This is a genomic window from Actinokineospora bangkokensis, from assembly GCF_001940455.1.
Lineage (GTDB): Bacteria > Actinomycetota > Actinomycetes > Mycobacteriales > Pseudonocardiaceae > Actinokineospora > Actinokineospora bangkokensis.
Window position 1 is genome coordinate 140,219 of the sequence record NZ_MKQR01000032.1, and the last position, 12,415, is coordinate 152,633.

Sequence of the window (12,415 nt, forward strand, 5' to 3'; positions counted from 1 at the left end):
CACCAGCAGGTTTGTCGGTTGACTCGCTGCCAGGCACCCAGCCTTGGCAGACCAAACCAGCCGGTGACGCCTTTCGACGAGGATTCTTCCCGCCGCTGGCCGGTTGCCAGCGCTGCCAGGGCTGGGTGCCTCCCACCGATATCCGCACGGGAGGCAGGCCAGGCATGACCGCGATGGCAGACACCAGCACGTCCACCAGGCTGCGGGAGCAGCCGTTGCCGTGCCCGCAGGCCCAGGCCTTCCCCTCGGAGATGGTCTTCGGCTACGTGCGCTCGGTCAGCGACCGGCCCGGATACCTGGCGGCCTGCCGGGAGCAGTTGGCCATCTGGTGTGCCCGGCAGGGGTGGGAGCTGCGGGCGGTCTTCACCGACACCTGCTCCGGGTTGGACGTGGAGGACCGGCCGGGCTTCCGGGGGCTGTTGGCGGCGCTGGCTGACCATCAGGCCGCGGCGGTGGTGCTGCCAGACGGTGGGCACTTGTCGCGCACGGTCGAGGTCGTCGACGTGCTGGCGGCGCAGCTGCTGGCGCACGGGGTGGAGCTGCGCGTCATGGACGGCGGTCTTCCGCCGGTGGTGGTGCGCCAGCTGGCGCACCTGGCCCTGTCGTAGCCGCAGCCGTGCCGTGACCCGCCGCGCCGATCCGCCCGAACCGGAGCCGACCAGGCCGGTGACGGTCCACCTGACGGCCAAGGAGCGGCAGCAGATGGCGCGGGCGACCTGGGTGGTCACGGCGCTGGGGGAGTCGGGTGAGGTCAACGCCATGGACCGGGCGATCCGCAAGCTCCGCCAGGCCGCGGGCGGCCCGAGTGGCTGAGGTCGGCCCACACGCACGAGAGGAACCGATGGACCCGTCGATGCTGCCCAGCCGCATGCCGAGTTCGTGGCGGGACGACCAAGTGCTGCTGGCGGGCTTGGCGCAGCTGAACGTGGCGCTGTCGTCCTACCTCGAGCACGTCATCCGGCAGCACACCGAGGGCGCCCCGCCGCTGCCCGCCACGGTGGTGGCCGGGCTGGGCACGCACATGGTCGAGGTCGGGGCGGCCTTGGCGAGCCGCATCGTCACCGTCCTGCCGGACTACTTTCCTGCACCGCCGTTCCCGGGCGATCCGGGTCCCACGCCCGGTTCGCCGCAGTGACCCGCCACGACGGTAGTCAGCGGCGGGCGGTGCCTGCGGTGGCGTTGTTGTCGCGTTTTGGCTGCGGTGGTGGCCGGGTCTGGTCGGGGCGCGACACCGGCGAGGTCGTTCCCTGGCTGCGTCAGACGCAGCTGCCTTCCCCGCGCACCATGCAGGTGGAGGCGATCGCCAGCGGGCCGGGGTGGTTCCGCGGGCGGCTCGACCTGTCGCAGCACGAGCTCGTCCCGGTCAGCGGCGGGTGGACGTCGCCGCTGACGGGGATGCGCACCGACCTGGCCACGATGCAGCGGGTGCTGGCCGGGCTGCGGCGGCTGGCCAGAGCGCCGAACGGAGACACGACGTGTCAGGGGATGCGGGGCCTGGCCCCGGATGTCAGCTCACCCTGCGTTAACAGGCGGGCGGGCAGCTGGTTGCGTGCGACCTCTAACGGGCTAACCCGGGTGAGCGGTGGGACGTCAAGACAATCTTGCATAGACGCAGCTCAGCGCTGCATAACCATGGGAGACACGGAAACCGGCAATCTGCAAGATCCTTCGGCGCAGGTACCGGAAGGTGTAGGACCGCCAGCTCAGGCGTCACGGCCGTGCAGATGACACGTTTGTTTGCATGTGAACACCTGCGGGAAGAGCCTCCCGGATGACCGACCGAGGGGAGTGGCGTCTCTTCGAATGCAGTGACGACCGCCCGCCCGGAGCCAGCGAAGCATGGCCGGGCGGCCGTCACCTCCTAGCAGGGGGTGGTCTGCCGCTGGTAACCGCAGCGGCAGACCGCTCCCGTCTTACATTCCGGCGGTTAGACGTGCCACCCCCGGACGAACAGCACCCAGGTGGAGAAAGCGGTGCCGAAGCTGGCTGGACCGACGACGGCGAGCGTCTCCGGCACCAGCCAGGCCGTGAACAACATGCAGGTCACCCAGACGCTCCAGACGACCGCGGACTTGACCACGAAGGACGTCGTCCTGCTGCGCCGGGGGGTGTTGTGCTGGGCAACCAGCTTATCGATCTCCCGCTGGTGGTCCTGCTGGCCGAGGCGCAGCAGCTCCCGCAAGGAGACCGAGGTGGCGTCGTTCGACGTCGGAGCGTCGTCCGATCCGGGGATACCCCGGCTTCGGCTGTCGCCGTCGAAGTCGTCGCCCGATAGGGTGTGCACGTGACTGGGCCTTTCTCCAGTGTTCTTTGCGGGGCATTGCAAGGCACGGTCATCGGAGGGGCGTGGTGCTCGGGGTTGCCGCCCCGATGCACCGCGTCCTTCCCCTCAAAGGGGGGACTCCGGCGACCGTTCCGTTGGTAAAGAACGAAGCAGATGTGGGCTGGATACCAACCTGACACTAGTTCCAGACGAGCGGCACCGCGGTAGCGGTGAGCGGTCATGTGGGGAACATGTGCAGGGAGATAACGACACGATCCGTTCGCAGGGCAGAGCGTACCCCCGCGCAGGCGCTCAAGGGGGCACGCGGCAGGCTTGCATACCAAACGCCACCCGATCGGGTTGTTAATGCACAGGAACAACCGACCGGGGCGCGTGTCGCGCCATCTGCGGTCAGTCTCGGTCCCATGTTTCTGCGGCGTTACGCAGGATTAGACCTCTAAGGTTCAGGACAGGAGGCTAGCGGGCTAGAACGTCTTACCGCGTCTCAGTATCTCAGTATCTCAGTAGATCCACCCGATCGAGTGACAACGCTTTGCGAAGAAGATTTGTCTTAGGTGGTCGTGCTGCGCTTCCTGGGTGAGCTGACGCATTTTTGTCGTGCTTCGCCACCTAGATAGCCAAGCGTCAGGTGCTACCGCCCCTCGCGCGCCCGCCACAGCTGATCGGCGGCCCTGGAGATGAAACTGGACAGATCGCCAAGCCGGGCTAGGTCGTTCGCTGCCGAGGACAGCTTGCTGGCGGCCTCGTGGAGTGCGGCCAGACGGCCAGTCGCCCGGTTCATCAGCTCGGCCGCGCCGTGGTCGGAGAACCGCGGACCAGTACTGCGGAGTTCGTGGACTTCGGCAAGCAGTTCCCGTAGGACCGCGGCAGCCTCGGCGTCGCTGGCCTCAAGCCTGGCGAGCGTGTCACCGACGCGCCAGCACTACTCGGCCATGATGTTGCTCAGGACCTGCTGCAGGGGAAAGTTCGTTGATGTCGTCGGTTGTACAAGCCCTTACTGGTGCCTGGTCTCCGATGCGTCGTCCACTCGGTCAGTTCGGTGATGGTGAAGTCCGGCGTGAAGACGGTCGACGATGAGGTGATGCGAGGTGCAGCAGCCAAGCCAGGAACAGGTGCCTCAAGAGAAGGCGACGAGCACTGCGCGGGTTCCGGCCGAAGAGTGCACGGTTTGTGGACACGTTCTCCAGGCTGGCACACGGCACAAGGATGGCTTGACCTTGGCGACGGTGCGAGAGGGGAAGCTGTCCCAGAGGTGCATCGGTTCCTACTCGGTGACTGTCGCGGCATGTCTGATTCCCACCAAACGACTCGCAGACTTGCTTGCGATTGTATGCTTCACGTCGGCGTAGATTTCGGGAGAGGGTTTCATTGGAAGATCTTCTCAAGTGGGTTCAGGACAACCTGCTTTCTCTGGATGATCTCATCGAGTCGGGCATCACAACCTATCTCGGCACCGGCATTCTAGTGCTATTCCTTATATATGGTTTCGTGTCATCTTGGCTTGGCGTGGCCAAAGGGTCAAGAACCCTTTTTCGAAACGCAAGTAAGGCCTACGCTTTGACACGGAACACTATCGAACGATCTCCGCGCGCGAAGTTTATAGCACTTACCTTCACCTTTTTGTTGTTCTTGATATGCCTAACCGCATGGGCGCTGCTTCTCATTGCTACGGGAGCGATGTCCATGTTCATTTACCGAAGTCTGGCCAGGAACACTAAATGGTCAGAGGAGTCATTCCTTGATCTCCCCCTTCCGTCTGGGTGGTTTCAATTTGACCAGGCTATTGAGATCTACCTTGCGGCAGGTATCACGACCGTTCTCGTCGCCGCAGTCTGGTTTGAATCGAACGCATTTATTGCATTCTTGACTACCTTTTCTGGGTTCTGCCTGGTGGTTGTCCACATTGGTTCAGCGCTTGTGTTGACATTTTCCCTGATGCTAGAGATTCTCAAGCTTCTATCTTACAGTTCAGAACAGCCAGCTATGGGGTGGCAGCTTACGTTTGCCGCTGGTCTGCTACTGCAAGCCTTCGCAACTTACGCGATGATCAGTTTTGCGGCAGAATTGCGATCAATGGTGAAACGAACTTTAGTTAAATAACATTCTGACTCAAGTAGAAATTCGGTGTGCTTTGCACATCACCAGCGAACCCACGGTTGCTCGCTCTGGCGACTTGAGCGATAACTAGGGCAGCCCTGGCGGCAGTGCGTTGCCGGGGAGCAGCTCCTCGTCGGTGTACCGCGGCCTACTCGATGAACCCACTCGAGGGTTCGTCGGCCGCATGGCACCGAGGAGGGAGCTCGCATGAGCGAGCAGGCATTCTCTACTTCAGGCGGCGTGAAGCCGCTCGCCGTCAGGCTGAGCGACGACATGCGCGCCCAGCTCGACGTCCTGGCCCAAGTTGGCGGCCACTCTACCACCGAGGAGATCCGCCTGGCGCTGGTCGCCTGGATCGAACAGCGCAAGACGGACCCGACGGTCCTGGCCAAGGCTGCGGCCCTGCGGGCCGAGATCGAGGCCGAGGCGCAGAAGCGCGAGCGGGCGATCGCGGCGATCTTCGGGGCTAGCCAGCCGGACGCCGCGAACCCTTCGGAGCCCGGGGAGCCGCCATCGAACGATGGACGTGATGCCCCAGTCGCTCCTCCGCGTCGCAGTGAAGCCCGTCGACCGAAGTAGCTCCCGCCACCGCCTCTTGTGTTTGCCTACTCGTGTAGAGCGGCAGACACAGGAGGCTTTACTCTAGGGAAACTCAGGCAAATCACCGCAAGTGATTCCGGCTTTGCGTATGGGTTCTGTGCCGAGAAGGTAAGTCTTCTCCCGCGGCCCTTCTGTTACCATCCTCCCCTTCTCATTCGCCATATAGTTTGTCTCGGTTCCTGAAAAAAGTTCTGCCTGTGGGTCGCTCGTGCCGAGTCCAAACACAGTCAAAGTCGGCAACTTGGTCGACGGGTCAAAGCTACAAATAAATCCGGCCATCGCAGTACTCGACGAATCCAGAAGTAGGCCATCCTCGGGAATCCCCGGTACTGGTCGCAGATCCCCGCTCTTCAAAGTTAGTACTTGCACATTGCTAGACCTGTCGTCACCGGACAGCTTAACAAAAACATCTTGCGCACCATCTCCGTTGACGTCGTAGTTGCCGAGATAACCGACATCAGAACGGTCGCTCAAGATCTCGCTTGTAAACTGCCTGAAGCCATAAATCGAGGAGTTGGCTTCGACGATGAGGAATCGAGACCCGTTAAGTCGTGTAGCGACGAGGATCCTCAACTGCTCGTCCTGTTTATCGCCGTCAAGGTCGACATCTTTGATATTGCAAGCGGTCATCTGACGCGGGCAACTACTAGACGGCAACTGAGTGCTGCCCTCTGGCACGCAGAACTCGTCGAACACCTTGCACATGTCGGCCTGTACGGGCTTCGCAAAGTGAAAAGGCGAGCGCCAGAATGCGTATTGGTATCCAGTTGCAACCAAGTGTTGTTCGCCGCCGTATTGCAAGACAAGTTGGGAGTTAAGAGCGAGATTTCCTCGGGACAGTAGTGCGTATGAAGAGTTCAGTTGGATGGTACGAACTTGTGGCGCTGGAGTTGCTTGCCACTTTTTGCCCGCGCGTATCCACGACTGTGCTACACCAGAACCACTTTCGTTAGTGCAATCAAACAAGACCCCGTTAACGATTGGCTTATCAAATCGATCGATCTGCGGGGTGGCAATGGCTATACCGTCGAGTAGAAACTCCTTGTCGGAGACATCTATGACCTTGCCATCATAGATATAGAAGAAGTCTGGATAGCCGGAACAACCGTCGTCGGTGCGATATTCGGCAACGGCAAAGAATGCTGGCGGCTCTTCTGAAAGACCGCTCGCGGCTAACACGGACACGATACGATTGATTGGTTGGCTGCTTGCGAACGGAGAAGTAGTCGGGAGGCTTCCATCAATCTTAATTGCGTGCGCGTTACTGTCAACGACAAAGAACGATTCTCTATCTAACTCGACGTCAAAGGTGCTTGCTAAGGCCCACCGGCCGCCGGACGCACCGCGGATACGAATGCGGCTAACCCAATCATCGGTAAGGTCTACGTTCAATCTTGAGGCCTTGTTCTGTCTGGCAAGATCAAATCTGAGAAGCGCGCCGGAAGGTTCGTCTGAAAAGGGATGCAGGCTTACAAGCACTTTGTCTTCATCGACCGCCGCAGCGCGCTGACACATGCTGCATGGTAGTTCGGAGACCCGCCGCTCTTCGCTGTCAAGAACGAGTAATTTGCGCTTCTGCATCATGGCGGTGGTAACATCGTCCGCGGTCGCGTCACGCTCCTGCGGATCGACAATCAACGTAAAAGCAAAGCGACCCGAGTTAGTCATACTGACAGGCTGTATGTGTCGATCAGGTTCAACATGAGATCGGACGAGCTCAGTCGTGCCTTCTAGCAATACAACGTACTGGTCTGCCGTGTACCCCCAGACTGGCGACCGCGGCCCAGACGACGCAACGAGCGGAAGTCCCACCGCGACGAGCACGACAATCAGCGCAAGGGCCTTTGGCTTCGGGAAATTTCGCTTCATGTCTGACCGCTACCCTTACTCGTCCGCCATGCAGTGGCGCTCGTACTCGGCAACGTTATCTTGATACTGCCAGACTCGGCCCGAGGCAAGAACTATCTCTGCGACTCGCGCATAGTGGACGGTATTGACTAGATTGCGTTGATTATCCCGCAGGCGCGGAGAGTTTCTCTGCTGAGGACACGCCTCACCTGTGATGCGAAATGGTTGGCCGCTTCGGTTGAGATTTGCTTTCCGGAGTTCACCGTCATCCGTATACTCAATATTGATTGTGAACTCATATGCCGACAAACCTAGAAAGAACTGCAAAGAAAAGGTTTCAGTAGCTCCGGGAGCAATTGAAATTGTCTGATCCTTGAAGTACGGGTACGGGTCAGAGTAGCCGCTCTCTCGCTTGTACCCCTCGGGCGCAGTTTCGTCGAGATCAAACTCGATCAGGCGCTTATCTCCGCCGAGGGGAAGATCGTCGATCAATATGGCTTGCTCGACCGGGATTGGTACTTCCTTCTTGTCGATGTGGATAGCGTAGACAGATATTTCATGCTCTCCGACATTGGTTACCTCAAACGATACCTCCGCGTCTCTGACCAGGAACGCGCCAGCGTCCAATTGACCTTTGAGCAAAGTGTCACGGTTGTGAATATCATCAAGAAGTTCTCCGGTAGCGAGACGCTGGATATCGGAGGGCGAAGCGGCACGAGGCTGATTAGCGTAAGCGACGCGAATGCCGCCACCTGTCGACTGGGAAGTGCCGATCAAAGTGGTGCGTACTGATGGAGCTGACTCTCCACTAAAGACCCCTGCGCCGTAGAGGGTGGCGGCCGCAGCCACAACGACTGCGACAGCAGCAAGGCTCCCGATTCTCCACGGTTTACGGGCCGTGCTACTAGGCGGATCCGATTGCGGTGTGTAGATGGGCTGCGGGCCGCGTGTGCCGATGATTTTATCAACTAGACCCGAGTCGGTTTTCCACTGCTCGAGGGCGTTGCCGAGATGATAGAAGGACTCTCTATACGGCCCGCGCCCCAAGCTTGACCGAAACTCTTGCTCGCCGTATTCTGCCCACACGACCGCACGTCGACGGCGCTGTACGCCTAGGGTTGTACCTGGCTTCTTCCAAACGTCCGCGAACGTAGACAATTTCAGCGCCTCGGCGAACTGGTCCTCGTAAAGATCCGCGCCCCTTAGATCCAACAGTTCACATGCCGCAGCCGCAAGACAACTTGGATTTCCTCTGTCGTGCTTCTCAGTTCTCAGATGTTTAAGTGCGGTCGCGCGTACCACGGTTGCAACTTGCTCCAGCGCTGCTGTTAGTAGCAGACCCCGCGCACCGGGCGGAACCTCCCAGTTCGCAACTCCAGCAAGTTCTAGGACAAGGTCGCCCAAGGAATCGGCTTGCTCGTAGTCGCCGCCTTCGGCAATTTGTTGCAGTTCCAAGCCGTAGTCGTCGGAAGCGTTGGGCTGCAGAGGTGGCACGAGCACGTCTCCCTAGATCAGAGCTAGCCTCATGATAGATGCAGCAACGCTCTGCATGGAAGCCCAAGCAACTAGTTGCACTTGCAATGACATTGCGTTTATGTTATAAGAATGAATGGGGTCGACCTTCACTAATATGGAGGTTCGACAAATGCTTGCTCACTACAACGGGCTGCGTTACGCTTCGGTGCACTCTTTTCTGGAGTTTGTTCACCGCACGCCGCCATCCGAGTTGTCACCCGACAATTTGGCCGACTACATCCGCGCCTGGATGCTCGACGGTAGTGGCGTCTGGGCCTGTCGCTACCAGTTCGCCAAATTGCAGATCGCCATCCATTTTGTCGTGGATCGCTGGCAACGCTACCCGTCCTCGCTCAGCTACTGGCTGACGCCAGGAGATCCGAGTTCGAAAAAGATCGAGCGCGTAGCCGACCGGTTCTTGCCGGTCGGCACGTCCTACCACGGCGAACTCCACGACATCCACAACTACGGCTTCTTTGCAACCTGTGTGGAGACCGACTGGGCTCGCCGCCTGGAGCGCTACCACGAAAAGAAGCGGCTGAAGCGCCTGGGCGTCTAACGGTGTCCAGGCCGCGCTGCACCTGTCCCTGGTCGACCCCACCCCCTGCCCGTTCTGACGCTGTTGGAGCGGGCTTTTCACTGGTCGGGGGCGTGTCACAGGCTTGTCATGGCGTGTCACGCGACCGGCGCGGCCTGGGATTTTGCGGAGATGTCGTGACAAAACGCTGGGTTGCCGTGACATCTGGCCTGATGTTCTTGCGGCGGCTGAAATCTGTTGAGAGGGTTTTCCCAGCGGCCTCTCCGGCCCGCTTGGCCCCGGCTCTCGGGGGACCTTGATAACCAAAGACAGGAGTCGTACACGTGACCCACGATTCTGTGGGGTGTTGTTCGTGATTGTCCTCATCGTGGTGGCAGTTGTGCTGCTGATCCTGCTTGGTGTGCTGCTCGGTATAGCGGGCACCGAGAAGGTCTTTCAGCGGCGTGACCGCCAACAGGCTGCGGCGCAAAAGCGCATCAACGAAGAGTGGAAGTTGCTGCGCGCGGTGCGCGAGGAGAACGACGACCCCGAACAGTAGTTGCCCACGGGTCGGGAGCGGCCAGCGTCGCTCCTGACCCCCTCACTTCTTGCTCGGCCATTAGCGGTCCGAGCGTTCGTCACCGGCTCATCCGAATTCAGCAGAGGGGACACCTATGCCCAGGAACCGCTTCACCAGAGACATTCGCAAACGCGAACTGGCGCAGCTCGGCAAGCAGGAGCAGGAGCTCCTGGTCATCGGCAAGCGGCTGCGGCTGCAGCCGGATGGCCCGGCCGAGCTGGCGGAGGTCAGCGAGCACAAGCGCAGGCGTCAGCTGCGCATCGGCACCAAGCAGAAGTTCAAGAAGCCGCACCCGGCCGCGGTGCCAGCGGCCTCGTAACCCTCCGGTGCTGGGGAGACGGTCCTGCCCGGCTGCTTCCCCAGCACCGTTCCTTACCGGTACGCACAGAGAGGAGTTCGTATGCACGGTTCTCGTAACGCATTCGCCCGCGGCCTGGTGGTCGTGGTGATGTCGCTGTTCATGCTGCTCACGGCCTGCTCGTCGGGCAGTGGTGGTTCGCAGGGTGAGCTGGGCCAGCTCCAGCAGTTGGCCGGACGCTGCGACCCGGCCGCGCCACCCGCCAGCTTCATCGGCATCGACGGCAGCGGCTCCAGCAGCGCCGAGGCCATCACGGCCGAGCGGATGGCGGCCATCGAGTCGGTGGTGACGGAGACGGCCGTCTGTAGCGGCACGCTGTCGGTCGTCGGCTTCTCCGGCTCCAGCGGCAGCACCATCCAGCTGTTCTCCAGCTCGCTGGCCCAGGAAGGGGCCACGCTCAACGCCCGCCTGAAGCGGGTGCCCGCCGCGGTCGACACTGCCATAGAGACCATCCGGTCCGGCTACGTCGAGGCACTGGGCGCGCTGCCGCAGAACGGCAGCGACATCGTCGGGGTGCTGCGGCTGGGGGCCGAGTACGCCGCCCAGCTCGGTGCGCCCTTCCAGCTGCGCCTGGTCATCCTGAGCGACGGCGTGCAGACGACGGGCGTCGACCTCGGTTCCCGGATCTCCACGTCCGGGGAGCTGGAGCAGCTGGCTGACGGGCTGGCGGTGCCCCAGCTCTCCGGCGCCACGGTCACGGTGGCCGGGCTCGGCAAGATCTCGACCGGTTCGTACCCGACGCCGCTGGTGGAGGGGCTGGTCGTCTTCTACACCCGGCTCTGCGCTCGGACCGGGGCTGCCCGCTGCTCGGCGGTGACCGACTACGTGGTGGCGGGCCGGTGATCAACGCCAGCCGCGAGCCGTCGGTGGCCTTCTGGACCCGGCAGGCCGACGCCATCCAGGTGGGAAACCCGCCCAAGGTGCAGATGCAGCCGCGTCTGCCAGTCATGGGCCAGTCCTACGTCGAGCAGGAGTACGCCGCCTTGGCCGCAGAGCAGCCGCTGCTCTGGTCCGCCGAGGGCGAGCTGGCTGCCCGCCGCTCCCGGATGGCGGCGGAGCAGCTGGGGGTGCCCGCCTCGGCGTCCGGCTTCTTGCTGGAGCAGCACCAGCGGGCAGTGACCGAGGCCCAGGGTGACTACCACCTGACGGTCCAAGTCCTGGCGCCCTACGTCTGCGTCCAGCCCAAAGCCAAGCTGCGCTACTGGGTAGTCGCCCCGATCCTGGCCCTCGGCGACGCGGTGGCGGTCTGGTCGACCTCTGTGGCCTTCGGGGAGGTGCCGGAGATCGCCTTCGGGCAGGCCTTGGCGGCGGGCTTGGCAGCCGGTGCCGCCGGGCTGGTCGGCAGTGAGCTGCGGAACTACCAGCTGGCCAAGCTGCGGCAGCGCGACCTGAGGTCCCTCTCGGCCGACGAGCAGCGCTTCGCGCGCTTCTTCACCGGGACGACCGGCGGCTTCGGGATGGTCAAGCTCGTCGGCGGGTTGTCGCTGGTGGTGACGCTGCTGGTGGCGGTCGGCATCGGCCTGTTGCGGGCCAGCGTCGAGGGTGCCGCCGCCGGGCTGACCTTCGGCCTGTTGGCAGCGGCGACGGCGGTCGGTTCGGCGCTGCTGGGTTACAGCGCTGCCGACGAGGTGGCCGACCAGATCGACCGCAGCTTCGGGCGCTGGCAGCAGGCCATGATGCGGCACCAGACGTTGGCCTCCTGCCCGCACACCAAGCAGCGCGCCCGGGCGATGGAGGCGGTGGCCTCGATCCGCGCCGAGCACGAGCTGCGCGGCACGGCTGCCAGCAAGCGGGTCGACTCGCTTGCCTTCCGGGTCCAGCGGCGGCAGCCGCAGGTCTTCGGGCACGGCGCTCCGGCCGGTGAGGTCAGCGGCCAGATCGGGCGGCGCCCGCGGCGGGGGGACCGGTCGTGATGCGGGCCCGGCAGCTTCGCACCAGCCGCCTGCTGACCTCCAGGCTGCTGGGCGAGGTGGGCCACGCCGAGCATGACGCGGAGCTGGTTCTCGGCGAAGCCGGTGGCCCTGCCGAGGTGCCGACGCTGGTGGTCGTCATCGTCGACGACTCCGGCTCGGTGACCAGCACCAGCGGCAGCGACCCGCAGTCCAACCGCTACCAGGAGATCCGGCAGGCCTTCCGGGCGGTCGCCCGGGCAGGGGCCGGGGATGAGCGGGCGGTGGTGCTGCACTTCGACGTGCAGCGCCGGGCCCGGACCCACCGCCTGAACACCGTCGGGCTCTGGTCGCTGGAGGCGCAGCTGTCAGTGCCTCACGGTGCGGGCAGCAGCCAGCTCGGCCCCAGCCTGGGCCAGGCCGAGCGGCTGGTGCAGCGTTTCCACCGTCACCGGAGTTCGGTGGTGTTGTTCTCCGACTTCGCCTTGGCCGACGACGACCCGGCCGCGGCGCTGGCCCGCTTCGCGAGCCTGCCCGGCAGGCATCGGGCGGTGGTGCTCGGCAGCGGCCAGCCGGAGCTGCCGGAGGGCATCGCCGTCAGCCGGATCACCGAGGACAGCACGCCGGGGGCGGTGGCCCGCACCGTCTTCGGCGAGCTGGTGGCGCACCGGCCCGGCAGCATCGCCTACGTGGACTGAGGTGCATTCCACAACAGCCCATCTCGTGC

15 protein-coding genes are annotated in these 12,415 nt (G+C 62.9%); 11 read left to right on the forward strand and 4 right to left on the reverse strand.

Annotation, left to right across the window (positions count from 1 at the left end):
- The first annotated feature begins 164 nt into the window (after positions 1-164).
- Genes BJP25_RS31605 through BJP25_RS31610 form a run of 3 tightly spaced genes read left to right on the forward strand, consistent with a single transcriptional unit; the run spans position 165 to position 1,135 of the window.
- On the forward strand, positions 165-608 hold the full coding sequence (locus tag BJP25_RS31605; protein ID WP_075978727.1) for a recombinase family protein: 444 nt from the start codon (positions 165-167) through the stop codon (positions 606-608).
- Positions 609-666: 58 nt separating this feature from the next.
- Positions 667-813, forward strand: coding sequence for a hypothetical protein (locus tag BJP25_RS34465; RefSeq protein WP_158075738.1), 147 nt, complete (start codon positions 667-669; stop codon positions 811-813).
- Positions 814-841: 28 nt separating this feature from the next.
- Entirely contained in the window at positions 842-1,135 is a 294-nt protein-coding gene (locus tag BJP25_RS31610) for a hypothetical protein (protein WP_075978728.1), read from the forward strand.
- 121 nt (positions 1,136-1,256) lie between these two features.
- Here the strand turns inward: BJP25_RS31610 and BJP25_RS36025 are convergent, their stop codons facing one another.
- Complete coding sequence (locus BJP25_RS36025; protein WP_143219419.1) at positions 1,257-1,472, reverse strand: hypothetical protein; 216 nt, start codon at positions 1,470-1,472, stop codon at positions 1,257-1,259.
- Between the two features lie 455 nt (positions 1,473-1,927).
- Positions 1,928-2,284, reverse strand: coding sequence for a hypothetical protein (locus BJP25_RS31615; protein ID WP_075978729.1), 357 nt, complete (start codon positions 2,282-2,284; stop codon positions 1,928-1,930).
- Positions 2,285-3,652: 1,368 nt separating this feature from the next.
- On the opposite strand from BJP25_RS31615, the gene BJP25_RS33880 reads away from it, so the two are divergent.
- The gene (locus tag BJP25_RS33880; protein ID WP_143219420.1) at positions 3,653-4,384 is read left to right on the forward strand and encodes a hypothetical protein; all 732 of its coding nucleotides are present in this window, start codon (positions 3,653-3,655) and stop codon (positions 4,382-4,384) included.
- A 204-nt stretch (positions 4,385-4,588) separates the two neighbouring features.
- Entirely contained in the window at positions 4,589-4,960 is a 372-nt protein-coding gene (locus tag BJP25_RS31620; protein ID WP_075978730.1) for a ribbon-helix-helix domain-containing protein, read from the forward strand.
- 63 nt (positions 4,961-5,023) lie between these two features.
- Here the strand turns inward: BJP25_RS31620 and BJP25_RS33885 are convergent, their stop codons facing one another.
- Together BJP25_RS33885 and BJP25_RS33890 are read right to left on the reverse strand one after the other, a co-directional pair.
- On the reverse strand, positions 5,024-6,649 hold the full coding sequence (locus BJP25_RS33885) for a hypothetical protein (protein WP_143219421.1): 1,626 nt from the start codon (positions 6,647-6,649) through the stop codon (positions 5,024-5,026).
- Between the two features lie 216 nt (positions 6,650-6,865).
- The gene (locus BJP25_RS33890; RefSeq protein WP_143219422.1) at positions 6,866-8,323 is read right to left on the reverse strand and encodes a hypothetical protein; all 1,458 of its coding nucleotides are present in this window, start codon (positions 8,321-8,323) and stop codon (positions 6,866-6,868) included.
- Positions 8,324-8,474: 151 nt separating this feature from the next.
- Here BJP25_RS33890 and BJP25_RS31625 point away from each other — a divergent pair, with 151 nt between their 5' ends.
- The 6 genes from BJP25_RS31625 to BJP25_RS31650 all read left to right on the forward strand — a co-directional run bounded on the left by BJP25_RS31625 (position 8,475) and on the right by BJP25_RS31650 (position 12,386).
- Positions 8,475-8,903: a hypothetical protein gene (locus BJP25_RS31625; RefSeq protein WP_075978731.1), complete on the forward strand. Its 429-nt coding sequence runs from the start codon at positions 8,475-8,477 to the stop codon at positions 8,901-8,903.
- Positions 8,904-9,234: 331 nt separating this feature from the next.
- The gene (locus tag BJP25_RS31630; RefSeq protein ID WP_143219423.1) at positions 9,235-9,420 is read left to right on the forward strand and encodes a hypothetical protein; all 186 of its coding nucleotides are present in this window, start codon (positions 9,235-9,237) and stop codon (positions 9,418-9,420) included.
- 115 nt (positions 9,421-9,535) lie between these two features.
- Entirely contained in the window at positions 9,536-9,760 is a 225-nt protein-coding gene (locus tag BJP25_RS31635) for a hypothetical protein (protein ID WP_075978733.1), read from the forward strand.
- Positions 9,761-9,841: 81 nt separating this feature from the next.
- Positions 9,842-10,642 (forward strand): hypothetical protein, encoded by an 801-nt coding sequence (locus BJP25_RS31640; RefSeq protein ID WP_143219424.1) that lies wholly within the window; start codon positions 9,842-9,844, stop codon positions 10,640-10,642.
- On the forward strand, positions 10,639-11,712 hold the full coding sequence (locus BJP25_RS31645; protein ID WP_075978735.1) for a hypothetical protein: 1,074 nt from the start codon (positions 10,639-10,641) through the stop codon (positions 11,710-11,712). The genes BJP25_RS31640 and BJP25_RS31645 overlap by 4 nt, the downstream gene beginning before the upstream one ends.
- Positions 11,712-12,386: a hypothetical protein gene (locus BJP25_RS31650; protein ID WP_143219425.1), complete on the forward strand. Its 675-nt coding sequence runs from the start codon at positions 11,712-11,714 to the stop codon at positions 12,384-12,386. The genes BJP25_RS31645 and BJP25_RS31650 overlap by 1 nt, the downstream gene beginning before the upstream one ends.
- Positions 12,387-12,415 lie beyond the last annotated feature (29 nt).

Excerpts from the sequence above, each read along its gene's own strand:
- BJP25_RS31605 (WP_075978727.1), top strand. The coding sequence starts at position 165 with ATGACCGCGATGGCAGACACCAGCACGTCCACCAGGCTGCGGGAGCAG.
- BJP25_RS31610 (WP_075978728.1), top strand. The coding sequence starts at position 842 with ATGGACCCGTCGATGCTGCCCAGCCGCATGCCGAGTTCGTGGCGGGAC.
- BJP25_RS31620 (WP_075978730.1), top strand. The coding sequence starts at position 4,589 with ATGAGCGAGCAGGCATTCTCTACTTCAGGCGGCGTGAAGCCGCTCGCC.
- BJP25_RS33885 (WP_143219421.1), bottom strand. The coding sequence starts at position 6,649 with ATGACTAACTCGGGTCGCTTTGCTTTTACGTTGATTGTCGATCCGCAG.
- BJP25_RS31625 (WP_075978731.1), top strand. The coding sequence starts at position 8,475 with ATGCTTGCTCACTACAACGGGCTGCGTTACGCTTCGGTGCACTCTTTT.
- BJP25_RS31635 (WP_075978733.1), top strand. The coding sequence starts at position 9,536 with ATGCCCAGGAACCGCTTCACCAGAGACATTCGCAAACGCGAACTGGCG.
- BJP25_RS31640 (WP_143219424.1), top strand. The coding sequence starts at position 9,842 with ATGCACGGTTCTCGTAACGCATTCGCCCGCGGCCTGGTGGTCGTGGTG.
- BJP25_RS31650 (WP_143219425.1), top strand. The coding sequence starts at position 11,712 with ATGCGGGCCCGGCAGCTTCGCACCAGCCGCCTGCTGACCTCCAGGCTG.